Source organism: Streptococcus oralis (assembly GCF_026782345.1).
GTDB classification, from domain to species: domain Bacteria; phylum Bacillota; class Bacilli; order Lactobacillales; family Streptococcaceae; genus Streptococcus; species Streptococcus oralis_CK.
On record NZ_JAKUWI010000001.1, the window covers coordinates 119,458 to 144,098 of the forward strand.

Sequence of the window (24,641 nt, forward strand, 5' to 3'; positions counted from 1 at the left end):
ATGAATTTGAAAAAAAATACTGAATTAGTTTTTCAGCAAATTGCTGATGCTAGTCAAAAAGCCAACCGTAATCTAGATGCTGTTTCAGTAATCGCAGTGACAAAATATGTAGATGTACAAACAGCGGAAGCTTTGCTTCCGCTTGGCATCCATCATATCGGTGAAAATCGGGTTGATAAATTTTTAGAAAAATATCAGGCCTTGAAAGATTACCCAGTCACTTGGCATTTAATAGGAACACTACAGAGACGGAAAGTAAAAGAAGTAATCCCATATGTGGATTACTTTCATGCTTTAGACTCTCTAAAATTAGCCCAGGAAATTCAAAAGAGAACAGATCATGTTATCAAGTGTTTCTTGCAGGTTAATATTTCTGGGGAAGAAAGCAAGCATGGGTTTTCAAAAGAAGAATTGCTAGAACTTTTGCCAGAATTGGCTAAGTTAGATCAGATTGAGTATGTTGGTTTAATGACCATGGCTCCTTTTGAGGCAGACAGTGATGAATTGAAAGAAATTTTCAAAGATACGCAGGCTCTGCAAGCAGAAATTAGAGAAAAACAAATCCCTAATATGCCGATGACAGAGCTAAGCATGGGAATGAGTCGTGATTTTAAAGAAGCGATTCAGTTCGGCTCAACCTTTGTTCGAATCGGTACAGCATTTTTTAAATAGGAGAGAGCTATGTCTTTAAAAGATAGATTCGATAAATTTATAGATTATTTTACAGAAGATGGGGAAGAAACGACTAACTACCAGACTCAACAAGAGGAAACAGTTAGCCCAGCTATCTCATCTTCTAAAGGATTACCAGCATCTGCTCAGCCGGAATCAGTAAAAGATGCGAATATTACTCGCCTCCATGCTCGTCAACAAGAGTTGGCAAAGCAAAACCATCACTCAGATGAGAAAGTGACGATTGATGTTCGTTATCCAAGAAAGTATGAGGATGCAACTGAGATTGTTGATTTGTTAACTGGAAATGAAAGCATCTTGATTGATTTCCAATACATGACAGAAGTACAAGCGCGCCGCTGCCTTGATTACTTGGACGGAGCCCGTCACGTCTTGGCTGGAAATATGAAAAAAGTTGCGAGTACGATGTATCTATTGACGCCTGTCAACGTTATCGTGAATATTGAGGATATCAAACTTCCAGACGAATCACAAGGTGCCGAGTTCGGCTTTGATATTAAACGAAATAGAGCAAGATAATGATTTTCTTAATCCGTTTAATTCAAAATGCAGTTAGCATTTACTCCATCATTCTCGTTGCATTTGCTCTTCTTTCATGGTTTCCAAATGCCTATGAAAGTCAACTAGGTCGCTTAGTCATCAGACTTGCTCGTCCAGTTATCGAGCCTCTTCGTAAGCTCAATCTACAATTTGCTGGTCTTGATTTTACGGTTTGGGCCGCGTTGATTCTGATCCAGTTTCTTGGAAATATCTTAACACGACTAGTGCTATTACTATGACAGTAAATCGAGCCATTTATCAGCATTTTTCCCAAGATGATATTCCTTTTATTGATAAGGGTTTAGAGTGGATCAAGCGGGTAGAAGATACATATGCACCAGTGCTTACTCCTTTTATCAATCCCCATCAGGAACAGATCTTGAGGGTGCTAGCTGGGACATATGGACTGGGTTGCCAAAGTAGTGGTGATTTTCTTCCGACGGAGTCGGTTCGAGTTCTTCTCTATCCAGATTACTTTGAACCGGAGATATCAGACTTTGAAATGACCTTGTTAGAAATTTGCTATCCGAGCAAGTTTGAACAGCTGAGCCATGGAAAAATATTGGGAACAATCATCAACCAGCTAGGAATTGACCGTAAATTATTTGGTGATATCTTGGTAGATGAAAAGAGAGCACAGATTTTTGTCAATCGTGATTTTATTCCTCTTTTTCAGGATGGAATAAGAAAGATTGGCAGACTTCCTGTATCGCTGGAGGAACGTCCTTTTACCGATAGGATTATATCTAAAATTGACTTTAGAGAACGAGAAATTTTAGTTTCGAGTTTTCGATTGGATGCCCTCTTATCAAGTGCCTTGAAATTATCTAGAAATCAAACCAGTCAACTAATTGAGAAAAAATCTGTCCAGGTAAACTATCATCTGGTTGAAAAATCTGATTACCAGGTTGCCGTTGGGGATTTGATCAGTGTGAGAAAGTTTGGTCGTCTAAAAGTTGTCAAAGACAATGGACAGACAAAAAAAGACAAGATAAAATTAAGCATTCAATTATTATTAAGTAAGTGAGGAAAAGTATGCCAATTACATCGTTAGAAATTAAAGATAAAACCTTTGGTACAAGATTTAGAGGTTTTGACCCAGAAGAAGTAGATGAATTTCTTGATATCGTTGTTCGTGACTATGAAGATTTGGTTCGTAGTAATCACGACAAAGAGACACACATCAAGAGTTTGGAAGAACGTTTGTCTTACTTTGATGAGATGAAAGATTCCTTGAGTCAGTCAGTTTTGATTGCTCAAGATACTGCGGAGCGTGTCAAACAGGCTGCTCAAGAACGTTCGAACAATATTATTCAACAAGCTGAACAAGACGCTCAGCGTTTGCTAGAAGAAGCAAAATACAAGGCAAATGAAATTCTCCGTCAGGCAACAGATAATGCTAAGAAAGTGGCTGTTGAGACAGAAGAGTTGAAGAACAAGAGTCGTGTATTCCATCAACGCCTCAAGTCTACGATTGAAAGTCAATTGGCTATTGTTGAGTCATCAGATTGGGAAGATATTCTTCGCCCTACAGCTACTTACCTTCAGACAAGTGATGAAGCTTTTAAAGAGGTAGTTGGTGAAGTTTTGGGTGATGTAGTATCCATTCAACCAGAGGAAGAGCCAATTGATATGACTCGTCAATTCACTCCAGAAGAGGTAGCAGAGTTGCAAGCTCGTATCGAGGCAGGCAATAAAGAATTGGCTGAATTTGAAGCCCAACAAAATCAACATACAGAAGAACTTGTCCAGCATGAAGAGTCAGTTGAAGTAGAAGCTACTGCAGCAACTGAGGAAGATGCAAACAAAGAATCTGTTCTTATCCTATAAAAAATGTGAGAACAAGATCTAACCAACTATATTTTCAGCGAGCGGGAGATGGTGTGAGCCCTGCAATCCCTAGTCGTTAGATTATCCTCTCAACGAATCCAGTCTGAAAACAGTAAGACTGGACGTTCCCCACGTTACGGGAAAAGAGGAAAAGAGACACAGTCTTTTTTCGAACAAAGGTGGTACCACGATTTTCGTCCTTTTTGGAAGTCGTGGTTTTTAATTTGTTAATATTTATAAAGGAGATACCATGAAACTCAAAGATACCCTTAACCTTGGGAAAACAGCTTTCCCAATGCGTGCAGGACTTCCTACCAAAGAGCCACTCTGGCAAAAGGAATGGGAAGATGCAAAACTTTACCAACGTCGTCAAGAATTGAACCAAGGAAAACCGCATTTCACCTTGCATGATGGACCTCCATATGCAAACGGAAATATCCACGTTGGACATGCCATGAACAAGATTTCTAAAGATATTATTGTTCGTTCGAAGTCTATGTCAGGATTTTACGCCCCTTATATCCCAGGTTGGGATACACATGGTCTGCCAATCGAGCAAGTTTTGGCGAAACAGGGTGTTAAACGCAAAGAAATGGATTTGGTTGAGTACTTGAAACTTTGCCGTGACTATGCTCTTTCTCAAGTAGATAAACAACGAGAAGACTTTAAACGTTTGGGTGTTTCTGGTGACTGGGAAAATCCTTATGTGACCTTGACTCCAGACTATGAAGCGGCTCAAATCCGTGTCTTTGGTGAAATGGCTAAGAAAGGCTACATCTACCGTGGTGCCAAGCCGGTTTACTGGTCATGGTCATCTGAGTCAGCTCTTGCAGAAGCGGAAATTGAATACCATGACTTGCTTTCAACTTCCCTTTACTATGCTAACCGCGTCAAAGATGGCAAAGGTGTCCTAGATACAGATACTTATATCGTCGTATGGACAACTACACCATTTACTATCACAGCATCTCGTGGTTTGACAGTTGGAGCAGATATTGATTATGTATTGGTACAACCAGCTGGCGAATCTCGTAAGTTTGTGGTTGCTTCAGAATTGTTGACTAGTCTGTCTGAGAAATTTGGCTGGGCTGATGTTCAAGTCTTGGCGACCTACCGTGGTCAAGAATTGAACCAAATCGTGACAGCTCACCCATGGGATACGGCTGTAGATGAGTTGGTGATCCTTGGTGACCATGTTACGACAGACTCTGGTACTGGTATCGTCCATACAGCCCCTGGTTTTGGTGAGGACGACTACAATGTCGGTGTTGCCAACGGTCTTGAAGTTGCTGTAACAGTTAACGAACGCGGTATTATGATGGAAAATGCTGGTCCTGACTTTGCAGGTCAATTCTATGACAAGGTTGTGCCGACTGTTATCGAAAAACTTGGCGACCTTCTCCTTGCTCAAGAAGAAATTTCTCACTCATATCCATTTGACTGGCGTACGAAAAAACCAATCATCTGGCGTGCAGTACCACAATGGTTTGCCTCTGTATCTAAATTCCGCCAAGAAATCTTGGATGAAATTGAAAAAGTGAAATTCCATTCAGAATGGGGTAAAGTGCGCCTTTACAACATGATCCGTGATCGTGGCGACTGGGTTATCTCTCGCCAACGTGCTTGGGGAGTTCCCCTTCCTATCTTCTATGCAGAAGACGGAGCACCAATCATGACAGCTGAAACTATTGAACATGTGGCTCAACTCTTTGAGAAACACGGTTCTATCATCTGGTGGGAACGTGATGCCAAAGACCTCTTACCAGCAGGCTTTACCCATCCAGGTTCTCCAAATGGTGAGTTCAAGAAAGAAACAGACATCATGGACGTTTGGTTTGACTCAGGTTCATCATGGAATGGAGTTGTAGTAAACCGTCCTGAGTTGACTTACCCAGCTGATCTCTACCTTGAAGGTTCTGACCAATACCGTGGTTGGTTCAACTCATCACTCATCACATCTGTTGCCAACCATGGCGTAGCGCCATACAAACAAATCTTGTCACAAGGATTTGCCCTTGACGGTAAAGGTGAAAAGATGTCTAAATCCCTTGGGAATACCATTGCGCCAAGTGATGTTGAAAAACAATTTGGTGCGGAAATTTTGCGTCTCTGGGTAACAAGTGTTGACTCAAGCAACGACGTGCGTATCTCTATGGATATCTTGAGCCAAGTCTCTGAAACTTACCGTAAGATCCGTAACACACTTCGCTTCTTGATTGCCAATACATCTGACTTTAACCCAGCTCAAGACGCAGTGGCTTACGATGAGCTTCGTTCTGTTGACAAGTACATGACCATTCGCTTTAACCAGCTTGTGAAGACCATTCGTGATGCTTATGCTGACTTTGAATTCTTAACCATCTACAAGGCCTTGGTGAACTTTATCAACGTTGACTTGTCTGCCTTCTACCTTGACTTCGCCAAAGACGTTGTCTACATCGAAGGTGCCAAATCACTCGAACGCCGTCAAATGCAAACAGTCTTCTATGACATTCTTGTGAAAATCACCAAACTCTTGACACCAATTCTGCCTCACACTGCAGAAGAAATCTGGTCATATCTTGAGTTTGAAGCTGAAGACTTCGTTCAATTGTCTGAATTACCAGAAGCTCAAACTTTTGCCAACCAAGAAGAAATCTTGGATACATGGTCAGCCTTCATGGATTTCCGTGGACAAGCTCAAAAAGCCTTGGAAGAAGCGCGTAATGCAAAAGTAATCGGTAAATCACTCGAAGCCCACTTGACAATTTATCCAAACGAAGTTGTGAAAACTCTTCTTGGAGCAGTGGACAGTAATGTGGCTCAACTTTTGATCGTGTCAGACTTGACTATTGCAGAAGGACCAGCTCCAGAAGGCGCAGTTATCTTTGAGGATGTTGCCTTCACAGTTGAACGCGCTGCAGGTGAAGTTTGTGACCGTTGCCGTCGTATCGATCCAACTACTGCTGAACGCAGTTACCATGCAGTTATCTGTGACCACTGTGCAAGCATCGTAGAAGAAAACTTTGCGGATGCAGTCGCAGAAGGATTTGAAGCGAAATAATCAGAAAGAGACTGAGAAAGGTCACTAAAATCATAAAAACGCATAATATCAAGAGTTCAAGTGCTTTGATATTATGCGTTTTATCATGGGAAAATTTACTAGGCCATTTTCTAGAATGAAGTTCTTCTTGGCCTGTCCGTGTAGATAATTAACATAATCAACTATTCAGTTTTCTCATAATTTTATATTTCTACTAATTATAAAGAGACTGTAGAACTTAAAATTATTTTTTGAAAATCAATATTTATTATAAAATTTTATAAGATTGTTTAATTTTTAGATAAATTATGATAGAATAATACCTATAAAAATTTTAAGGAGATTATTATGAAAACAAATACACTTGCTCGTGTTAACGCTATTTTTGGTCTTATTTCAGGAATTGTATTGCTTTTAGCGCCAGTCATCATGTTTATCATGGCTATTGGAGCTGCTGCGGCAACTGAAGACGCAGATGTAACGGTTGGGACATTGACAGGGCTCTCAATTATTTTGTCATTGGTTAAAATTGCTGTTTTAGTATTGGGAATTGTGGCTATTGTTTATTATAAAGATGATGAACGTGTTACGAATGCACCTTCTGTTTTGCTCATTGTAGGTGGTGCGGTCGGCTTGATTCCATTTTTGGGATGGGTAGGTGGAATTCTAACCATTATTGGTGGTTCACTTTACTTTGGAACATTGAAAAAATTTGTAATTGAAGAGTAGTAGTTTTCCAATTATTTGGACGGGACTATTTCATCGTCTATCGAGAACAATTATGATAGTGTGATAAAGAGAAGACTGATAAGCTCTTCTCTTTTTAGTTGATTTTAACTAGCTTTTTTGTGAAAAATTGTGTAAAATAGAATAGATAAACGAGGGAAACCTCGAAAAATAAAAGGAGAATCCATCTAATGGTAAAATTGGTTTTTGCTCGCCACGGTGAGTCTGAATGGAACAAAGCTAACCTTTTCACTGGTTGGGCTGATGTTGATTTGTCTGATAAAGGAACACAACAAGCGATTGACGCTGGTAAATTGATCAAGGAAGCTGGTATCGAATTTGACCAAGCTTACACTTCAGTATTGAAACGTGCGATTAAAACAACAAATTTGGCTCTTGAAGCTGCTGACCAACTCTGGGTTCCAGTTGAAAAATCATGGCGCTTGAACGAACGTCACTACGGTGGTTTGACTGGTAAAAACAAAGCTGAAGCTGCTGAACAATTTGGTGATGAGCAAGTTCATATCTGGCGCCGTTCATACGATGTATTGCCTCCTGCAATGCCTCATGATGACGAATACTCAGCACATACTGACCGTCGTTACGCTTCACTTGACGATTCAGTCATTCCAGATGCTGAAAACTTGAAAGTGACTTTGGAACGTGCCCTTCCATTCTGGGAAGATAAAATCGCTCCAGCACTTAAAGATGGTAAAAACGTATTCGTAGGAGCTCACGGTAACTCAATCCGTGCCCTTGTAAAACACATCAAACACTTGTCAGATGATGAAATCATGGGTGTAGAAATCCCTAACTTCCCACCATTGGTATTTGAATTCGACGAAAAATTGAACGTCGTAAAAGAATACTATCTTGGAAAATAATCTATAAACAGAAAGCCTAGGATTCCTAGGCTTTCTGTTTTTGCTTCTGGTTTCCAACTAGTTGAAAAAGCGTTATAATGATAATAGGAAGTAATTTGTTTGAGAGAAGGTGTGTCTGATGGCTTATATTGAGATGAAACACAGCTACAAGCGTTATCAGGTTGGGGATACAGAGATTGTGGCTAATCGTGATGTGAATTTTGAAATTGAAAAAGGGGAGCTGGTTATCATACTTGGCGCTTCAGGTGCTGGAAAATCAACCGTTCTCAATCTTTTAGGAGGTATGGATACCAATGATGAGGGGGAGATTTGGATTGATGGTGCCAATATTGCCAACTATAGTTCGCACCAACGAACAAACTATCGTCGTGAAGATGTAGGCTTTGTTTTTCAATTTTACAATCTGGTCTCCAATCTGACAGCCAAGGAAAATGTGGAACTGGCTTCAGAAATCGTGATAGATGCCTTGGATCCAGAGCAAGTGCTCAAAGATGTAGGTCTGGCTCATCGCCTGAATAACTTTCCAGCCCAGCTTTCTGGAGGGGAGCAACAGCGAGTCTCCATTGCACGTGCTGTAGCCAAAAATCCTAAAATCCTCCTTTGTGATGAACCGACAGGTGCCTTGGATTACCAGACGGGGAAGCAAGTCTTGAAGATTCTCCAAGACATGTCTCGTCAAAAAGGAGCAACGGTGATTATCGTGACCCACAATGGCGCGCTAGCCCCTATTGCAGATCGGGTGATTCACATGCGCGATGCCACGGTTAAGAGCATGACGGTCAATGAGCATCCGCAGGATATCGATACATTGGAGTATTAGCATGAAAAAAACGTATCGGAAAGACCTATTTCAGTCAGTGACGGCTTCAAAGGGACGCTTTGTTTCTATCCTGACCTTGATGATGCTGGGTTCTTTAGCCCTTGTTGGTCTCAAAGTGGCCAGTCCAAATATGGAACGTACGGCAGGGGATTATCTCCGTAAAGCCAATACCCTAGATCTGGCAGTGATAGCTGATTATGGCTTGGACAAAGAAGACCAAGACGAATTAAAGGCCCTTCAAGGAGCAAGTGTTGAGTTTGGTTATATGGCAGACCTAACCGTTGAAAATAGCGAAGAAGCGGTTCGACTTTATTCCAAGCCAGAGGGGATTTCAACCTTCCAAGTGACAGAAGGGCGACTGCCAGAGGCTGATAAGGAAATTGCCCTAGCCGACTTCTGGAAAGACCGCTATCAGATTGGGCAGACCATTACCTTTACTAAGAAAGAAGAAGGGAAGTCCGTCCTAAAATCCCAAACTTTTACAATTACTGGATTTGTTCAGTCGGGTGAGATGCTTTCTCAAAAAGACTTAGGGAGTGCTAGCAGTGGAAATGGAAGCTTGGCTGGCTATGGAGTGATTTTGCCCAGCCAGTTTGATTCAGATGTTTATAGTATTGCGCGTGTGCGCTATGATGATTTAAAAAATCTGGATGCTTTTTCATCAGACTATAAGACCAAACGAACCCAACATCAGGAAGAGTTGCAAGATTTGCTAGCCGATAATGGTCAAAAAAGATTGGCAGGTATCAAAGCAAATGGGCAAAAGAGCTTGGAAGAGGGGAAAGAACAGCTCCAAACTGCTGAAAGCAACTTTCAAAATGGCAATAGTCAGTTAGAGCAGGCTGAAAGTCGCTTGAAAACCCAAGAAGAACAAGCGACCGCTTTACCAGAACCGCAAAAGAGTCAAATCGAGGGACAGCTGATAAAAGCAAAGGAAGAACTGGCGACTCAAAAAGAAAAACTGGCTCAGACAGAGAGTGATCTAACTAAGGAAAAAGAGAAGATTGAACAGCGTCAGAAAGAGCTTGATGAACTGGCAGAGCCGAAATACCATGTATACAACCGCCAAACTATGCCAGGTGGTCAAGGCTATCTCATGTACAGTAACGCTTCAGCAAGCATTCGTTCTGTCGGGAATATCTTCCCCGTTGTGCTTTATATGGTCGCTGCAATGGTGACCTTTACAACTATGACTCGCTTTGTGGATGAAGAACGTACCAATGCCGGTATTTTCAAGGCCCTAGGTTACCGGAATCAAGATATAATTGCCAAGTTTGTCCTCTATGGTTTTCTTGCAGGAACTGTAGGAACCATTTTAGGAACGCTTCTAGGACATTATCTCCTTGCAGGCGTGATTTCGGATGTTATAACAGCTGGGATGGTCGTTGGTAAAAGTCAGGAGTATTTTTACTGGTCTTATAGCCTCCTTGCCCTAACCTTAAGTTGGGTATCCAGTGTTTTGCCGGCTTATCTGGTGGCACGGAGGGAACTACACGATGAAGCAGCCCAACTCTTACTTCCAAAACCTCCCGTTAAGGGATCAAAGATTTTGCTGGAACGCCTGAGCTTTATTTGGAGTCGTTTGAGTTTTACTCATAAGGTTACGGCGCGAAATATTTTCCGTTATAAGCAACGGATGTTGATGACCATTTTTGGAGTTGCGGGTTCGGTTGCTCTCCTATTTGCAGGTCTTGGCATTCAGTCTTCTGTGGGAGGAGTTGTCGATCGTCAATTTGAACAAATCCAGCAATACCAGATGATTGTAGCAGAAAAGAGCAGTGCGAGTGAGCAAGAAAAAGCAGATTTAGAAAGTGCCTTGCAGGCTGAATCTATCCATGCTTATCAAAAGATTTACTCTAAATCCATTGAAAAAGATTTTAAAGGAAAAGCAGGACTTCAAACCATCACCATGATGGTTACTAGTGGAGAAGACTTCAAGCCCTTTATCGCATTAGAGGAAAATGGCCAAGAGGTGCAGATCACAGATGGAGCGGTCGTGAGTCAAAAACTAGCTCAACTAGCAAATGTTAAGGTTGGGGACGAGTTGGAGCTTGATGGGAAGGAAATCAAGGTATCGGCTATTTCTGAAAACTATGTTGGACACTTTGTTTATCTCAAACGAGACACATACGAACAAGTCTACGGTACCAGTCCACAAGACAATACCTACCTAGTAAAATTAAAAGATCCAACACCTTCCAATATCGAGAAAGAAGCTGCTACCTTCATGGAAAAAACTGCTGTTTCTGGGGTGGTCCAAAATGCGACTGCCATCCATCTCTTTGAATCCGTGGCTAGTTCGCTCAATAAAACCATGGCAATCCTTGTCCTTGTTTCCGTTTTACTAGCCATTGTTATTCTCTACAATCTCACTAACATCAATGTTGCAGAACGTATCCGTGAACTTTCGACTATCAAAGTTCTCGGTTTCCACAATAAAGAAGTGACCCTCTATATCTACCGCGAGACCATGGTGCTATCCCTTGTGGGAATTGCTCTCGGTTTGGTAGCTGGCCACTATTTACATCAATTTTTGATTCAAATGATTTCACCAGCCACCATACTCTTCTATCCTCAGGTCAGCTGGGAAGTTTATGCGCTTCCAATCGTAGCAGTGACTGTGATTTTGGCTTTACTGGGCGTCTTTGTCAATCACCACTTGAGAAAAGTAGATATGCTCGAAGCCCTGAAATCAGTAGAGTAATTCAAGGGTCTAAACAGTAAATCAGTTGACAAAGTCTCTGCTTCTTGGTAGAATAAGAACTGTCGTAAAGACAAATAACTTCTTCTTGGTTGCAGGCATGCCAACCTGTCACTCGGATGAAGCCAAATAAAAAGGAGAAACATCATGGCAATCTCAAAAGAGAAAAAAAATGAAATCATCGCACAATATGCACGTCACGAAGGTGATACAGGTTCAGTAGAGGTTCAAGTTGCTGTCCTTACTTGGGAAATCAACCACCTTAACGAACACATCAAACAACACAAAAAAGACCACGCTACTTACCGTGGATTGATGAAAAAAATCGGTCGCCGTCGTAACTTGCTTGCATACTTGCGTAAAAATGACGTTAACCGTTACCGTGAGTTGATCAACTCTCTAGGACTTCGTCGTTAATCTTGCGTCTAAAACGTTTCTATACTTCGTTGCCTTCGCCTCGATGTACCATCAGTACAATCTTCGGCTTGTCGCCTAGTCTATAAACGTTTTATCCAGCAAGAATAAAGCTCTCTGATTTCAGAGGGCTTTTTGTTTTATCCGCTTGCTTAGGCCGTGTTCAATTAAGTATATCTTGATAATGAAGCTACTCTAAATTGGGTAGCTTTTTTACTTTTGTCACTTTACCTCGATATACTCAAGTATAATCTTCGGTTACGATTATTAGCACTGTAAGACCAACTATATTTATTTTTCTCATCTTGTTCCATTGTTGAAAATATGGTATACTTTTTATGAGAATTTTCTAAATTTTTAAGATTCTATCAAAGGAGATTTGCATGCTTTCCAAATTTTCTGGAAGCCGACGGGACCTGCAATTTGTGTTGTTTTTGGTTATTTTACTAAGTGTTTTAGGAATTTCCCTCTTTCTAGCTGTTTCTATGGGGTCTGTTGCGATTGATCTAGGAGATACCTATCGGATTATTTTGAGCAGGTTGGGTTTTCCTCTTGAGATAGGAGAGGTTCCCAAGTCTACTCTTGCCATTGTATGGAACATGAGATTCCCCCGAGTATTGTTAGGTCTGATAATAGGGGCTGGTCTTTCTATGTGTGGTAGCGTGATGCAATCTACAGTGAACAATCCCATAGCAGAGCCTTATGTCTTAGGAATTTCTGCAGGTGCAACTCTAGGAGCAACCTTGAGCATCATTCTTGGTTTAAAATTGGTGATTAGCCTTGGAGCTTTCCTTGGAGCTATTTTGGCAACAATCGCTGTCCTCATCATTGCCTCTATGCAGGGAAGGATGACGACTTCTAGTCTGATCTTATCAGGAACGGTGGTCAATGCTCTCTTTCTGGCATTTTCCAACTTTATTATCTCAGTCGGCGCTAATGCGGACAGTGTGATGACCATTAAGTTTTGGACCATGGGCTCGCTTGCAGGGACTACCTGGTCTGACTTAGTCCTGCCAACTATAGTAGTTGGATTGGCCTTTCTATTTTTCTCTACTCAGTATCGTGTTTTCAATGCGATGATGATGGGAGATGAGGCTGCTTTAACTTTGGGGATACCCTTACGCTTTTATTGGTATCTTTATGTGACCATGGTGGCTGTGCTAACAGCAGTATTGGTGGCAACTTGTGGGATTATTGGATTTGTTGGTCTGATTACACCTCACTTAGCTCGAGGGTTAGTAGGAACGAATTACAGGAGACTTTTTCCCGTTGCGACCTTACTGGGTGCCCTCTTTGTCGTCTGGGCAGATGTACTCTCTCGTGTCATCATCCAAAATGCTGAATTGCCTATTGGTATTTTCACAGCCTTAGTGGGTGCTCCCTTCTTTATCTACATTGTTGGAGGTAGGCGAAGGGAGGTGAGGGCCTGATATGGACTTGATTTGTCAGGATGTTCACTTTGGACTAGGAGAGAAAAAAATCCTCAAAGGAGTTTCTCTTAAGGTTGAGGGGCATCAATTTCATACGATATTAGGGCCAAATGGAAGTGGAAAAACCAGCCTGCTTAAACTCCTCTATCGTCAGGAAAAGGCGGACAAAGGCTTGATAAGCTTAGATGGAAAGCCTCTGGAACATTGGTCACTCAAAGAGACAGCTAAGCGGATGGCAGTTGTCACCCAGTTTAATCAATTGCAGTTTGATTGTACAGTTGAGGAAATCGTCTTGCTGGGCAGAACTCCCCACCTCTCTTTTTTACAGAAGGAAAAGGAAAGGGATTATGCCCTTGTTCAAGATGCTCTCGTCAAGGTAGATATGCTCGAGAAGAAAACTCGTCTCTATTCGTCCCTGTCAGGGGGAGAGAAACAGCGAGTCTTATTAGCCCGTGCCTTGGCGCAAGAACCGACTCTCTTGCTCCTGGACGAACCAACCAATCACCTAGATATCAAGTATCAGCTAGACCTGTTGGCCATTGTGAAGAATCTTAAGGTCAATGTTTTAGCTGTCCTACATGATATTCAACTTGCTTGTCGCTATTCGGATTATCTCTATCTGATGAAAGAGGGGGAAATCCTTTACCAAGGGACTCCAAAGGAGACCATCACCCCTGAGTCATTGCAAACTGTATACGGAGTTCAAAGTCAGGTGGCTTGGACCGAGGATCAGCAAGCTATGATTCACTATTTATAAGAATGAAAAGGAAAATAAGATGAAAAAAACACTAAGCATTTTACTCGTAACAGTAGCTACCTTAACCATGGCAGCTTGTGGCAACACTACTACAGAAAAAACTACCACACAATCTAGCGCAGAAACAAGTCAAAAGGCCAGCACAGAGACGACTTATCCGTTAACGGTCAAGACCTATGATGCTAAGGGAAATGAAGTCGAACAAGTCTTTGACAAGGCACCTGAAAAAGTTATCACCAACAATCTTTCAACCACTGAAATCTTATTGGAGTTAGGCTTGAAGGATAAAATTGCTGGCATGCTCAACCCTGATAATGCTGTGACGGACAAATACAAGGACGCGATTGCGACTATTCCTCAAATTGGGGATAAAAAAACAGTCTCACAAGAGACAGTCCTTTCTTATGAGCCAGATGCAGTAATGGGTCGAAACATGATGTTTTCTGAAAAATCTTTGGGATCAGTTAGCACTTGGAATGAAAACAAAATCCCAGTCTATACGCAAAAAGCTTCTCTTTCAACGATTCAGCAAGATTTGGGAAATATTGTAGAAGATGTTAAAAATCTTGGAATGATTTTCAATGTTCAGGACAAGGCTAATGAATACGCAACCCAATTACAAGCTAAAATTGACGCTGTTAAGAAAGCAAACCCAGCAAGCCAAGGTGAAAAGAAAAAGGCTTTGATTATGGTTGCTTATAATGACGAAACCTTCGGTGCTTACAAGTCTGCTTTGCAAGAGAGCTTGTTGAATCAACTTGGTTATACCAACGTTGCAACGGGAACATCAGGCTTGACCTTGGAAAATCTCGTGTCAATGGATCCTGAGTTGATTATCTATGTAACCAGCGATCGCAATAAAAAATTGGATGCCAACGCAGTAGAGTTGATGAAGGCAAATGAAGTTTTGGAAAACGTTCCTGCAATTAAGAATCAAAAAATCATGACCATTTCTTACGATGAGTTGATGGATTATGGTCCAGCAGTGATTGATTCCCTTGAGAAAATCAATGACTTTATCAATAAATAATGAGTTTGATTGGGAAGAAATCCAAGTCAAGGTCAGCCTTCCTTCTGCCTATGATCCCAACCAAACCTATCCAGCGATTCTCTTGAATGATGGAAACTTGGATTTTCTATCTTCCCTTTCAGAATCTGTGATTTTAGTGGGCTTGACCTCTAAAAATCGCCTAAACGACTACACGCCCTGGAAGGCAGCTGCTCTGAGAGAGGGGACTCCAGATTTTGGCGGTCAGGCAAAGGTCTATCATGATCATTTATTTGGAGGTCTTTTAGATAAGTTGCAGTCGCTTTATCGCCTGGACAAAAATCGCCTTGCCTATGGAGGTTATTCACTAGGTGGTTTGGCGGCAGTCTACAGCCTTTTCAGCTTTGACAAGGTCTCCTGTATCTTCTCTATCTGCGGTTCCTTTTGGTATCCTGATTTTACAACTTATTGCAAGGAAGAAAAGGTGAAAAATTTGGACTGTTTACTGTATTTACAGAATGGTCAAACAGAAGGAGCCCTTCATACCAATCGTTTGGCTCAAGCACCAGTTTATGCTGAGCAGATTCATACCAGCCTTCAGCAACGCTATCCGACTGGTCAGTTTGTCTTTGATCCCTATGGGCATCATGAGCAAGTGGCTGAGCGATTTCTAGCCTTTTCCAACTGGTTGTCCCAAAAATGGAAAATTGCATAAAAGAAATATCCCTTGGTAAAAGCCAAGGGATAATTGTATTTTTTAACCAAGTTTCTCTCTCTTCTTATCTGGATCCCAGATAAAGCTTGCAATAAAGGTAAAGATAATCGTTAGGATACCAACAATCACAGCAAGTATGAGGGCTGGGATGCGGACAAACCACCAGAGTGGGTTTGGTTTTTTATCATTGTGCCATTGCTTGGTTTCTTCGTCTAAACGTTGGAATTCAGCTTGGATGCGGTCTGCAACCATTTCGATTCCTTCATCATTCATTTTCTTGATGTCTGAGATATCGATAGGATTTCCAAAGTTCATATCCACACGTTCACGGCTAACCAAGCCTTTCAAGGTCATGGGACCGGTGTAGGTAACAGGCATGATACGAACCTTAGCCATTTTAGCAATCAAGGCAACTCCACCCTTGACATCGTTTGAGTGACGGCTCCCACTTGGAAACATGATGAGAGAGCGGTCGCTTTTTTTGAGGACGTTGATAGGGTACTTGATGGCAGAGGCGTTAGGTTTTTCCCGGTCGATAGGAAAGGCGCCACACATACGGATCCACCAGCCAAAGATGCGGTTGGTAAACAGCTCTTTTTTGGCCATAAAGATGAACTGTTTTGGCTTGGTCGCAAAGGCCATATAAACAGGATCCCACCAGGTACGATGAGGAGCAACGAGGATATAGTTTTCGTCTCGGCTAGGGATTTTATCAGTATTGTGATAGTGGGCATTGCCATTGATGGACCACAAGATCAGCATGACTAGTCCACGCAAATAAGTATAAAACATGAGATCTCCTTCGATTGTATTGCTTTTATTATTATACCTTATCGAAAGACTACTGGCAAACTTTTTCAGTTATCAGCCAACAGTTTTTGGATGAGATTAGAATTCTACTAGAAAAAATGATATGATAGAATTCATGGATAAAAATAAGATTATGGGATTAACCCAAAGAGAAGTCAAGGAAAGACAGGCTCAAGGTTTGGTCAATGACTTTACCGCTTCAGCTAGTACCAGTACTTGGCAAATCTTTAAACGAAATGTTTTTACACTTTTTAACGCATTAAACTTTGTTATTGCCCTAGCGCTTGCCTTTGTACAGGCTTGGAGCAATCTGGTCTTCTTTGCCGTTATCAGTTTTAATGCTTTTTCTGGGATTGTGACTGAGCTACGGGCCAAACACATGGTGGACAAGCTCAATCTCATGACCAAGGAAAAGGTCAAAACCATTCGTGAGGGTCAGGAAATTGCTCTCGATCCAGAAGAGTTGGTTCTAGGAGATGTCATTCGTTTGTCTGCGGGAGAGCAGATTCCTAGTGATGCGCGGGTTTTAGAAGGTTTTGCGGAAGTCAATGAAGCCATGTTGACGGGGGAGAGTGATTTAGTACAAAAGGAAGTGGATGCTTTGCTTTTATCAGGGAGTTTCCTAGCCAGTGGCGCAGTTTTGGCTCAAGTTCACCATGTCGGTGCAGAAAACTATGCTTCCAAACTCATGCTGGAAGCCAAGACTGTTAAACCCATTAACTCCCGTATCATGAAATCGCTGGACAAGCTAGCTGGTTTTACTGGGAAGATTATCATTCCCTTTGGTCTAGCTCTCCTCCTAGAAGCCTTGATTTTAAAAGGCTTGCCCCTCAAGTCATCCGTTGTAAATTCGTCGACAGCACTTTTGGGTATGTTGCCTAAGGGAATCGCCCTTTTGACCATCACTTCGCTCTTGACTGCGGTGATTAAGCTGGGCTTGAAAAAGGTCTTGGTTCAGGAGATGTACTCTGTTGAGACCTTGGCGCGCGTGGATATGCTCTGTTTGGACAAGACGGGAACCATCACCCAAGGAAAGATGCAGGTGGAAGCCGTTCTTCCGCTGACGGAAGCTTATAGTGAAGAGGCTATTGCCAGCATCCTGACCAGCTACATAGCTCACAGTGAGGATAAAAATCCAACTGCCCAAGCCATTCGCCAGCGTTTCCAAGGACAAGTAGCCTATCCTATGATTTCCAATCTGCCTTTTTCTAGCGACCGCAAGTGGGGGGCTATGGAGTTGCAAGGTTTGGGAACTGTTTTCTTAGGTGCACCTGAGATGTTGCTGGAAAATGAAGTCCCTGAAGCTAGAGAGGCCTTGGAGCGAGGTTCTCGTGTCTTGGTCTTGGCTCTCAGTCACGAAAAACTAGCCCACTACAAGCCACAAAAACCATCTGATATTCAAGCCTTGGCACTGCTGGAGATCTTGGACCCGATTCGAGAAGGAGCCGCTGAGACGCTGGACTATCTCCGTTCTCAGGAAGTGGGCCTCAAGATTATCTCTGGTGACAATCCAGTCACTGTTTCCAGCATTGCCCAGAAGGCTGGATTTGCAGACTATGACAGCTATGTAGATTGCTCGAAAATCACGGATAAGGAATTGATCGCCATGGCTGAAGAGACAGCTATTTTCGGACGTGTTTCCCCTCATCAAAAGAAACTCATCATCCAAACGCTGAAAAAAGCGGGTCATACAACGGCTATGACAGGGGACGGAGTCAATGATATTCTGGCCCTTCGTGAGGCGGATTGTTCTATCGTGATGGCTGAGGGAGATCCTGCGACTCGTCAGATTGCCAATCTGGTTCTCTTGAACTCAGACTTTAATGATGTTCCTGAGATTCTCTTTGAAGGCCGTCGTGTGGTCAATAACATTGCCCATATTGCACCGATTTTCTTGATAAAGACCATCTATTCCTTCTTGCTCGCAGTCATCTGTATCGCCAGTGCTCTTCTGGGACGGTCTGAGTGGATTTTGATTTTCCCTTTCATTCCAATCCAGATTACCATGATTGACCAATTCGTGGAAGGTTTCCCGCCATTCGTTCTGACTTTTGAGCGAAATATCAAGCCTGTTGAACCAAACTTCCTCAGAAGATCCATGCTTCGAGCTTTACCAAGTGCCTTGATGGTAGTCTTTAGTGTTCTTTTTGTGAAAATATTTGGAGCGAGTCAAGGTTGGTCTGAGTTAGAAATCCCAACCCTGCTCTATTATCTCCTTGGGTCTATCGGTTTCTTATCCGTATTTAGAGCCTGCATGCCATTTACCCTCTGGCGTGTCCTCTTGATTGTCTGGTCAGTAGGAGGCTTCCTAGCCACAGCACTCTTCCCAAGGATCCAAAAACTACTTGAAATTTCGACACTTACAGGACAAACATTCCCTGTTTACCTTGTCATGATGGCTGTCTTTACTGTGATTTTCATTCTAACCAGTCGCTATCAAGCTAGAAAATAAAGAAAGACTGCAATCTGTGGATTGCGGTCTTTTTAGGTGCAGGAGTGCTAGCTGAAATGTGGTATAATAAGAGGTAACAGAGTTTTGGAAAGTGAGAGAAGATGATTTCAAAGAGATTAGAATTGGTAGCTTCCTTTGTGCCACAGGGGGCCGTTTTACTAGATGTGGGGAGTGACCATGCTTATCTACCTATCGATTTGGTCGAAAGAGGCCAAATTAAAAGTGCCATTGCAGGTGAGGTTGTGGAAGGACCCTATCAGTTTGCGGTCAAAAATGTTGAGGCTCACGGCCTAAATGAGAAAATCCAAGTCCGTTTAGCCAATGGCTTGGCAGCCTTTGAAGAGACTGACCAAGTGTCAGTCATCACCATTGCTGGTATGGGTGGTCGTTTGATTGCTACCATATTGGAAGAAGGCTTGGACAAATTAGCTAATGTAGAACGTTTAATCCTCCAGCCCAATAATCGTGAAGACGACTTGCGCATCTGGCTGCAAGATAACGGTTTTCAGATCGTAGCAGAAAGCATCCTAGAAGAAGCTGGCAAGTTCTACGAGATTTTGGTGGTGGAAGCTGGGAAAATGAAGTTATCAGCCAGTGATGTTCGCTTTGGACCTATCTTGTCCAAAGAAGTCAGTCCAGTTTTTGTCCAAAAATGGCAAAAAGAAGCAGCTAAGCTAGAATTTGCCCTTAACCAAATCCCAGAAAAAAATCTGGAGGAACGTCAAGTTCTAGCTCATAAAATTCAAGCCATCAAGGAGGTTCTCCATGCTAGCAAGTGAAGTAATCAGAGCTTATGAAGCCTTTTGTCCTCAGGAATTTTCTATGGAGGGAGACAGTCGTGGCCTGCAAATCGGTACTCTAGACAAGGAGATCCAAAGGGTTATGGTTGCCCTCGACATTCGTGAAGAGACGGTGGCTGAAGCCATTGAAAAGGGTGTGGATTTGATTATCGCCAAGCACGCGCCGATTTTTCGTCCCATCAAAGACTTGGTTGCTAGCCGTCCGCAAAATCAGATTTACATTGATCTCATCAAGCATGACATCGCAGTTTATGTCAGCCATACTAATATTGATATCGTTGATAATGGCCTCAATGACTGGTTCTGCCAGATGCTAGGTATCAAGGAGACGACTTATCTTCAGGAAACAGGTCCAGAACGTGGAATTGGTCGTATTGGAAATATTCAGCCTCAGACATTTGGGGAATTGGCCCAGCATGTTAAGCAAGTCTTTGGTCTAGATAGTCTTCGCATGGTCCATTATCAAGAGAGTGATTTGAAGAAGGAAATTTCAAGAGTTGCCATTTGCGGTGGTAGCGGGCAGTCATTCTACAAGGATGCTTTAGCTAAGGGGGCAGATGTCTATATTACTGGTGACATCTACTACCACACAGCTCAGGATATGTTGTCAGATGGCTTGTTAGCGCTGGACCCGGGCCACTATATTGAAGTTCTCTTTGTGGAAAGAATCGCAGCACTCCTTACTCAATGGAAGTCAGAAAAGGGCTGGACTATTGATATCTTGCCTAGTCAGGCATCGACTAATCCTTTCCACCATATCTAGTTAGAAGGTGAAGACAATGAAAAAAGTTGCCATTATTGGAGCAGGGATTGTGGGAGCAACAGCTACCTACTATCTCTCAAAAGAAAGCGACCTAGAGGTGACCGTTTTTGACCATGGTCAAGGTCAGGCAACCAAGGCTGCAGCAGGAATTATCAGCCCTTGGTTTTCAAAACGCCGCAATAAAGCTTGGTACAAGATGGCACGCTTGGGGGCGGACTTTTATGTGGATTTGTTGGCTGATTTAGAAAAGTCAGGACAGGAAATCGACTTTTACCAGCGTTCGGGAGTTTTTCTCTTGAAAAAGGATGAATCCAAGTTGGAAGAACTCTATGAACTAGCCCTTCAGCGCAGGGAAGAATCTCCCTTGATAGGCCAGTTAGCCATTTTAGACCAAGCGTCTGCAAATGAATTATTCCCTGGTTTGCAGGGATTTGACCGCCTACTCTATGCTTCTGGTGGAGCGAGAGTAGATGGTCAACTATTAGTGACTCGTCTGCTAGAAGCCAGTTACGTCAAGCTGGTCAAAGAAAAAGTGACTCTGACACCTTTAGCATCTGGCTATCAGATTGGCGAAGAGGTGTTTGAACGGGTTGTTTTAGCGACGGGAGCTTGGTTGGGGGACATTTTGGAACCTTTAGGATATGAGGTAGATGTTCGTCCCCAAAAGGGACAACTACGAGATTATCAACTTACCAAAGATATGAAATCTTACCCTGTTGTCATGCCAGAAGGGGAGTGGGATTTGATTCCTTTTGCAGGTGGGAAATTGTCCTTAGGCGCTACTCATGAAAATGATATGGGATTTGATTTGACGGTAGATGAAACCTTGCTCCAACAAATGGAGGAGGCATCCTTACCCCACTATCCAGCCTTGGCAGAAGCGAAATCATCAGGTGAGCGTGTGGGAATTCGCGCCTATACCAGTGATTTCTCCCCTTTCTTTGGACAGGTGCCAGGCTTAGCGGGTGTTTATGCGGCTAGTGGTCTAGGTTCATCAGGTCTCACAACGGGTCCAATCATCGGGTATCATCTAGCTCAACTGGTCCAAGACGAGGAGTTGACCTTGGACCCAGTAAACTACCCAATTGCAAACTATGTCAACCGAGTAAAAAGCGAATGATACTCAATGAAAATCAAAGAGCAAACTAGGAAGCTCGCCGCAGGCTGCTCAAAACACTGCTTTGAGGTCGTGGATAGAACTGATGAAGTCAGCTCAAAACACTGTTTTGAGGTTGTGGATCGAACTGACGAAGTCAGCTCAAAGCACTGCTTTGAGGTTGTGGATCGAACTGACGAAGTCAGTAACCACACCCACGGTAAGGCGAAGCTGACATTGTTTGAAGAGATTTTCGAAGAGTATAAGCATTTTACTAAAATTTTAGTCTTCCTTCTAGGATGGCAAATGACATTCCCTACCAAAAATGGTAAAATAAGAAAAAATAATTCGAGAATCGAGGAAGCAAGATGCAAGAAAAGATTTTGGTAACTGGTGGTGCCGGTTTTATCGGAACCCACACTGTTATTGAATTGATCCAAGCAGGTCATCAAGTGGTTGTGGTGGATAACCTTGTCAATAGCAACCGTAAAAGTTTAGAAGTTGTTGAAAGAATCACAGGAGTTGAAATTCCTTTCTATGAGGCAGATATCCGTGATACTGATACTCTCAGAGATATTTTCAAGCAAGAAGAGCCAACAGGTGTGATTCACTTTGCTGGTTTGAAGGCTGTAGGTGAATCAACACGTATCCCTCTTGCCTACTATGACAACAATATCGCTGGAACTCTTAGTCTTTTAAAAGTTATGGAAGAAGCAAACTGTAAGAATATCATCTTCAGTTCTTCTGCGACAGTTTACGGAGATCCTCACACAGTTCCAATCTTAGAAGATTTCCCACTTTCAGTGACCAACCCTTACGGTCGTACCAAACTCATGCTAGAAGAAATCTTGACGGATATCTACAAGGCAGACTCAGAATGGAATGTGGTCTTGCTTCGTTACTTTAACCCAATCGGAGCACATGAGAGTGGAGATTTAGGAGAAAATCCAAACGGTATCCCAAACAACCTCTTACCATATGTGACTCAGGTAGCTGTTGGAAAATTAGAGCAAGTACAAGTCTTCGGAGACGATTACGATACGGAAGATGGAACTGGTGTTCGTGACTATATCCACGTCGTAGATCTAGCCAAAGGTCACGTTGCAGCTCTTCAAAAAATCCAAAAGGGGTCTGGCCTTAACATTTATAACCTTGGAACAGGCAAAGGCTACTCTGTTCTTGAAATTATTCAAAATATGGAAAAAGCAGTGGGACGTCCTATTCCTTACCGCATCGTAGAACGCCGCCCAGGTGATATCGCTGCCTGCTATTCAGATCCTGCAAAAGCCAAAGCAGAGCTCGGATGGGAAGCAGAATTTGATATCACGAAAATGTGTGAAGACGCATGGCGTTGGCAAAGTAAGCATCCAAATGGATTTGAAGACTAAGATAATGATTTCGATCATTGTCCCCTGTTTAAATGAAGAGGAAGTACTTCCTCTTTTTTATCAGTCTGTTGAAGATTTGCTTCCTGATCTGGTAGCAGAGGTCGAGTATGTCTTTGTAGACGATGGCTCAAGCGATGGAACCTTAGAGCTCTTGAAGGCTTATCGGGAGCAAAATCCTGCGGTGCATTATATCTCGTTCTCGCGAAATTTTGGGAAGGAGGCAGCTCTGTACGCAGGTTTACAGTATGCGACTGGGGACCTGGTGGTTGTGATGGATGCAGACCTCCAGGACCCTCCCGGTATGCTACTTGAGATGAAAGCCTTACTAGACCAAAATGCAGACTTGGACTGTGTTGGGACACGGAGAACTAGTCGGGAGGGAGAACCCCTCTTTCGCAGTTTCTGTGCTGATCTTTTTTATCGCCTCATGCAAAAAATCAGCCCAGTAGCCTTGCCCTCAGGTGTCCGTGATTTTAGGATGATGAGAAGGTCTGTGGTGGATGCTATTTTATCCTTGACCGAGTCCAATCGGTTCTCTAAGGGACTCTTTGCCTGGGTGGGCTTTAAAACGCACTATCTTGATTATCCAAACGTTGAACGACAGGCTGGCAAGACCAGTTGGAGTTTTAGACAGCTCTTTTTCTACTCAATTGAAGGGATTCTCAATTTTTCAGATTTCCCCTTGAGTATAGCCTTTGTAGCTGGACTTCTATCTTGTTTTATTTCTTTTATGATGACTGTTTTTGTAGTGTTTCGGACTCTTATCTTGGGAAATCCAACATCTGGCTGGACCTCTCTGATGGCTGTCATTCTCTTTCTTGGGGGGATTCAACTTCTGACCATTGGAATTCTGGGCAAGTATATCAGTAAGATTTATCTGGAAACCAAAAAAAGACCACTCTACCTCATCAAAGAAAAAAGTGATCTTTCTATTTTTGAAGGAAAAAATAACTGGAAAAGACTATAATTTTACCTAGAAATATGCTAAACTAGTAGGTGAAGGGATTAAAGTGATAAAGAGAATCTACAAAATCAATCTCCCTTTTAAACTATGATGGATCTTTTAGAAGTGCACGTGTAGGACAATTTTTGATGGCCTCTAGAACATCGCTGCTCTCAGCGATTTCTCTTTGCAATTCAACTGGATCATCGCAAAATCGAACGATTCCATTATCGTGGTAATCAAAGAGTTCAGAATAGGTTTGGCAAAGCCCGCAGGCGATGCACCGTTCAGGTATAAGTGTGAGTTTCATATTTATATTGTAATAAGAAAGTTTAAAAAATACAAGGAGTAAGGTATGGCAAAGGAACCATGGCAAGAAGATATCTATGAAAATAGTGAGGAAGAATCAAGATCAGAGCGTCGTCGCCGTAAACAAAAAGGAAAAGGCGCTGTTGCGAATCGTGTCTTAACAGTTCTAGCTAGCCTCTTCTTTGTGATCGTTGTAGCGATGGTGGTTGTATTGATTTACTTATCAACCGGAGGAAGCAATCGTACTTCATCTTTGAAGGACTTCTATGATACATCGTCTCCTTCTACAAGTTCAAGTTCTAAAGTGGAAGAGTCATCATCTTCAAGTAGCAAGGTAGAAGAAACAGCTTCTTCTGAGACAACTCCTTCAGAGAGCAGTTCAGAAGAGCACACAGAAGGAGAAGGAACACTCACAGTGCATCCTGGAGAGGGTGAGGCAGCTCTTGCTCAGCGTGCAGGGATTTCTATTGCCCAGTTGGAAGCGTTAAATCCTTCTCATATGTCATCTGGATCTTGGTTTGCCAATCCAGGTGATGTGATCAAGACAAGATAGGAGTCGG

General features: G+C 42.5%; 25 protein-coding genes. 23 read left to right on the plus strand and 2 right to left on the minus strand.

Features of this window, described 5'->3' with window-relative positions:
* From MK405_RS00655 to MK405_RS00725, 15 genes are all read left to right on the plus strand, one after another.
* A complete protein-coding gene (locus MK405_RS00655) occupies positions 1 to 672 on the plus strand; it encodes a YggS family pyridoxal phosphate-dependent enzyme (protein WP_001049621.1) in 672 nt (223 codons plus the stop codon).
* 9 nt (positions 673 to 681) lie between these two features.
* On the plus strand, positions 682 to 1,212 hold the full coding sequence (locus tag MK405_RS00660) for a cell division protein SepF (RefSeq protein ID WP_000053369.1): 531 nt from the start codon (positions 682 to 684) through the stop codon (positions 1,210 to 1,212).
* Entirely contained in the window at positions 1,212 to 1,472 is a 261-nt protein-coding gene (locus MK405_RS00665) for a YggT family protein (RefSeq protein WP_000576499.1), read from the plus strand. The genes MK405_RS00660 and MK405_RS00665 overlap by 1 nt, the downstream gene beginning before the upstream one ends.
* Positions 1,469 to 2,260 (plus strand): YlmH family RNA-binding protein, encoded by a 792-nt coding sequence (locus MK405_RS00670; RefSeq protein ID WP_000217811.1) that lies wholly within the window; start codon positions 1,469 to 1,471, stop codon positions 2,258 to 2,260. The genes MK405_RS00665 and MK405_RS00670 overlap by 4 nt, the downstream gene beginning before the upstream one ends.
* 8 nt (positions 2,261 to 2,268) lie before the next feature.
* On the plus strand, positions 2,269 to 3,063 hold the full coding sequence (locus MK405_RS00675; RefSeq protein WP_001123184.1) for a DivIVA domain-containing protein: 795 nt from the start codon (positions 2,269 to 2,271) through the stop codon (positions 3,061 to 3,063).
* Positions 3,064 to 3,313: 250 nt separating this feature from the next.
* The gene (gene ileS / locus MK405_RS00680) at positions 3,314 to 6,106 is read left to right on the plus strand and encodes an isoleucine--tRNA ligase (RefSeq protein WP_268704023.1); all 2,793 of its coding nucleotides are present in this window, start codon (positions 3,314 to 3,316) and stop codon (positions 6,104 to 6,106) included.
* Between the two features lie 327 nt (positions 6,107 to 6,433).
* Positions 6,434 to 6,814, plus strand: a complete 381-nt coding sequence (locus MK405_RS00685; protein WP_009730427.1) for a hypothetical protein — start codon at positions 6,434 to 6,436, stop codon at positions 6,812 to 6,814.
* Positions 6,815 to 7,002: 188 nt separating this feature from the next.
* Positions 7,003 to 7,695 carry a phosphoglycerate mutase gene (locus MK405_RS00690; protein WP_000240120.1) on the plus strand — a complete coding sequence of 231 codons (693 nt, stop codon included), beginning with the start codon at positions 7,003 to 7,005 and terminating at the stop codon, positions 7,693 to 7,695.
* A 118-nt stretch (positions 7,696 to 7,813) separates the two neighbouring features.
* Positions 7,814 to 8,515, plus strand: coding sequence for an ABC transporter ATP-binding protein (locus tag MK405_RS00695; protein ID WP_268702972.1), 702 nt, complete (start codon positions 7,814 to 7,816; stop codon positions 8,513 to 8,515).
* Positions 8,511 to 11,219 carry an FtsX-like permease family protein gene (locus MK405_RS00700; protein WP_268704663.1) on the plus strand — a complete coding sequence of 903 codons (2,709 nt, stop codon included), beginning with the start codon at positions 8,511 to 8,513 and terminating at the stop codon, positions 11,217 to 11,219. The genes MK405_RS00695 and MK405_RS00700 overlap by 5 nt, the downstream gene beginning before the upstream one ends.
* A gap of 144 nt (positions 11,220 to 11,363) precedes the next feature.
* Positions 11,364 to 11,633: a 30S ribosomal protein S15 gene (gene rpsO / locus MK405_RS00705; RefSeq protein ID WP_001018251.1), complete on the plus strand. Its 270-nt coding sequence runs from the start codon at positions 11,364 to 11,366 to the stop codon at positions 11,631 to 11,633.
* Between the two features lie 380 nt (positions 11,634 to 12,013).
* Positions 12,014 to 13,060 (plus strand): FecCD family ABC transporter permease, encoded by a 1,047-nt coding sequence (locus tag MK405_RS00710; RefSeq protein ID WP_268704024.1) that lies wholly within the window; start codon positions 12,014 to 12,016, stop codon positions 13,058 to 13,060.
* Between the two features lies 1 nt (position 13,061).
* On the plus strand, positions 13,062 to 13,817 hold the full coding sequence (locus MK405_RS00715; RefSeq protein WP_268704025.1) for an ABC transporter ATP-binding protein: 756 nt from the start codon (positions 13,062 to 13,064) through the stop codon (positions 13,815 to 13,817).
* 19 nt (positions 13,818 to 13,836) lie between these two features.
* Entirely contained in the window at positions 13,837 to 14,847 is a 1,011-nt protein-coding gene (locus tag MK405_RS00720) for an ABC transporter substrate-binding protein (RefSeq protein ID WP_268704026.1), read from the plus strand.
* Positions 14,828 to 15,520: an alpha/beta hydrolase-fold protein gene (locus MK405_RS00725; protein WP_268704027.1), complete on the plus strand. Its 693-nt coding sequence runs from the start codon at positions 14,828 to 14,830 to the stop codon at positions 15,518 to 15,520. The genes MK405_RS00720 and MK405_RS00725 overlap by 20 nt, the downstream gene beginning before the upstream one ends.
* Positions 15,521 to 15,562: 42 nt before the next feature.
* On the opposite strand, the gene MK405_RS00730 is transcribed toward MK405_RS00725, so the two are convergent.
* Positions 15,563 to 16,312, minus strand: coding sequence for a lysophospholipid acyltransferase family protein (locus MK405_RS00730; RefSeq protein WP_268704028.1), 750 nt, complete (start codon positions 16,310 to 16,312; stop codon positions 15,563 to 15,565).
* A gap of 133 nt (positions 16,313 to 16,445) precedes the next feature.
* On the opposite strand from MK405_RS00730, the gene MK405_RS00735 reads away from it, so the two are divergent.
* The 7 genes from MK405_RS00735 to MK405_RS00765 all read left to right on the plus strand — a co-directional run bounded on the left by MK405_RS00735 (position 16,446) and on the right by MK405_RS00765 (position 23,796).
* Complete coding sequence (locus MK405_RS00735) at positions 16,446 to 18,782, plus strand: cation-translocating P-type ATPase (RefSeq protein ID WP_268704664.1); 2,337 nt, start codon at positions 16,446 to 16,448, stop codon at positions 18,780 to 18,782.
* 101 nt (positions 18,783 to 18,883) lie between these two features.
* Positions 18,884 to 19,561, plus strand: a complete 678-nt coding sequence (locus tag MK405_RS00740; protein WP_268704029.1) for a tRNA (adenine(22)-N(1))-methyltransferase — start codon at positions 18,884 to 18,886, stop codon at positions 19,559 to 19,561.
* On the plus strand, positions 19,548 to 20,345 hold the full coding sequence (locus MK405_RS00745; RefSeq protein WP_268704030.1) for a Nif3-like dinuclear metal center hexameric protein: 798 nt from the start codon (positions 19,548 to 19,550) through the stop codon (positions 20,343 to 20,345). The genes MK405_RS00740 and MK405_RS00745 overlap by 14 nt, the downstream gene beginning before the upstream one ends.
* Positions 20,346 to 20,361: 16 nt before the next feature.
* Entirely contained in the window at positions 20,362 to 21,465 is a 1,104-nt protein-coding gene (locus tag MK405_RS00750) for an NAD(P)/FAD-dependent oxidoreductase (RefSeq protein WP_268704031.1), read from the plus strand.
* Positions 21,466 to 21,471: 6 nt separating this feature from the next.
* Positions 21,472 to 21,831: a hypothetical protein gene (locus tag MK405_RS00755; RefSeq protein ID WP_268704032.1), complete on the plus strand. Its 360-nt coding sequence runs from the start codon at positions 21,472 to 21,474 to the stop codon at positions 21,829 to 21,831.
* Positions 21,810 to 22,829 (plus strand): UDP-glucose 4-epimerase GalE, encoded by a 1,020-nt coding sequence (galE, locus tag MK405_RS00760; protein ID WP_084867954.1) that lies wholly within the window; start codon positions 21,810 to 21,812, stop codon positions 22,827 to 22,829. The genes MK405_RS00755 and galE overlap by 22 nt, the downstream gene beginning before the upstream one ends.
* Positions 22,813 to 23,796, plus strand: a complete 984-nt coding sequence (locus MK405_RS00765; protein ID WP_268704665.1) for a glycosyltransferase family 2 protein — start codon at positions 22,813 to 22,815, stop codon at positions 23,794 to 23,796. Before galE ends, MK405_RS00765 begins: the two co-directional genes overlap by 17 nt.
* An 82-nt stretch (positions 23,797 to 23,878) precedes the next feature.
* Here the strand turns inward: MK405_RS00765 and MK405_RS00770 are convergent, their stop codons facing one another.
* Complete coding sequence (locus MK405_RS00770; protein WP_007517026.1) at positions 23,879 to 24,082, minus strand: ferredoxin; 204 nt, start codon at positions 24,080 to 24,082, stop codon at positions 23,879 to 23,881.
* 45 nt (positions 24,083 to 24,127) lie between these two features.
* Here MK405_RS00770 and MK405_RS00775 point away from each other — a divergent pair, with 45 nt between their 5' ends.
* Complete coding sequence (locus tag MK405_RS00775; RefSeq protein WP_268704033.1) at positions 24,128 to 24,634, plus strand: SAG1386/EF1546 family surface-associated protein; 507 nt, start codon at positions 24,128 to 24,130, stop codon at positions 24,632 to 24,634.
* The last annotated feature ends 7 nt before the right edge of the window (positions 24,635 to 24,641 follow it).

What these genes read in the sequence shown, in the direction of transcription:
- MK405_RS00655 (WP_001049621.1), top strand. Translation starts at nt 1, where the DNA reads ATGAATTTGAAAAAAAATACTGAATTAGTTTTTCAGCAAATTGCTGAT.
- MK405_RS00660 (WP_000053369.1), top strand. Translation starts at nt 682, where the DNA reads ATGTCTTTAAAAGATAGATTCGATAAATTTATAGATTATTTTACAGAA.
- MK405_RS00665 (WP_000576499.1), top strand. Translation starts at nt 1,212, where the DNA reads ATGATTTTCTTAATCCGTTTAATTCAAAATGCAGTTAGCATTTACTCC.
- MK405_RS00670 (WP_000217811.1), top strand. Translation starts at nt 1,469, where the DNA reads ATGACAGTAAATCGAGCCATTTATCAGCATTTTTCCCAAGATGATATT.
- MK405_RS00675 (WP_001123184.1), top strand. Translation starts at nt 2,269, where the DNA reads ATGCCAATTACATCGTTAGAAATTAAAGATAAAACCTTTGGTACAAGA.
- ileS (WP_268704023.1), top strand. Translation starts at nt 3,314, where the DNA reads ATGAAACTCAAAGATACCCTTAACCTTGGGAAAACAGCTTTCCCAATG.
- MK405_RS00685 (WP_009730427.1), top strand. Translation starts at nt 6,434, where the DNA reads ATGAAAACAAATACACTTGCTCGTGTTAACGCTATTTTTGGTCTTATT.
- MK405_RS00690 (WP_000240120.1), top strand. Translation starts at nt 7,003, where the DNA reads ATGGTAAAATTGGTTTTTGCTCGCCACGGTGAGTCTGAATGGAACAAA.
- MK405_RS00695 (WP_268702972.1), top strand. Translation starts at nt 7,814, where the DNA reads ATGGCTTATATTGAGATGAAACACAGCTACAAGCGTTATCAGGTTGGG.
- rpsO (WP_001018251.1), top strand. Translation starts at nt 11,364, where the DNA reads ATGGCAATCTCAAAAGAGAAAAAAAATGAAATCATCGCACAATATGCA.
- MK405_RS00710 (WP_268704024.1), top strand. Translation starts at nt 12,014, where the DNA reads ATGCTTTCCAAATTTTCTGGAAGCCGACGGGACCTGCAATTTGTGTTG.
- MK405_RS00715 (WP_268704025.1), top strand. Translation starts at nt 13,062, where the DNA reads ATGGACTTGATTTGTCAGGATGTTCACTTTGGACTAGGAGAGAAAAAA.
- MK405_RS00720 (WP_268704026.1), top strand. Translation starts at nt 13,837, where the DNA reads ATGAAAAAAACACTAAGCATTTTACTCGTAACAGTAGCTACCTTAACC.
- MK405_RS00725 (WP_268704027.1), top strand. Translation starts at nt 14,828, where the DNA reads ATGACTTTATCAATAAATAATGAGTTTGATTGGGAAGAAATCCAAGTC.
- MK405_RS00730 (WP_268704028.1), bottom strand. Translation starts at nt 16,312, where the DNA reads ATGTTTTATACTTATTTGCGTGGACTAGTCATGCTGATCTTGTGGTCC.
- MK405_RS00735 (WP_268704664.1), top strand. Translation starts at nt 16,446, where the DNA reads ATGGATAAAAATAAGATTATGGGATTAACCCAAAGAGAAGTCAAGGAA.
- MK405_RS00740 (WP_268704029.1), top strand. Translation starts at nt 18,884, where the DNA reads ATGATTTCAAAGAGATTAGAATTGGTAGCTTCCTTTGTGCCACAGGGG.
- MK405_RS00745 (WP_268704030.1), top strand. Translation starts at nt 19,548, where the DNA reads ATGCTAGCAAGTGAAGTAATCAGAGCTTATGAAGCCTTTTGTCCTCAG.
- MK405_RS00750 (WP_268704031.1), top strand. Translation starts at nt 20,362, where the DNA reads ATGAAAAAAGTTGCCATTATTGGAGCAGGGATTGTGGGAGCAACAGCT.
- MK405_RS00755 (WP_268704032.1), top strand. Translation starts at nt 21,472, where the DNA reads ATGAAAATCAAAGAGCAAACTAGGAAGCTCGCCGCAGGCTGCTCAAAA.
- galE (WP_084867954.1), top strand. Translation starts at nt 21,810, where the DNA reads ATGCAAGAAAAGATTTTGGTAACTGGTGGTGCCGGTTTTATCGGAACC.
- MK405_RS00765 (WP_268704665.1), top strand. Translation starts at nt 22,813, where the DNA reads ATGGATTTGAAGACTAAGATAATGATTTCGATCATTGTCCCCTGTTTA.
- MK405_RS00770 (WP_007517026.1), bottom strand. Translation starts at nt 24,082, where the DNA reads ATGAAACTCACACTTATACCTGAACGGTGCATCGCCTGCGGGCTTTGC.
- MK405_RS00775 (WP_268704033.1), top strand. Translation starts at nt 24,128, where the DNA reads ATGGCAAAGGAACCATGGCAAGAAGATATCTATGAAAATAGTGAGGAA.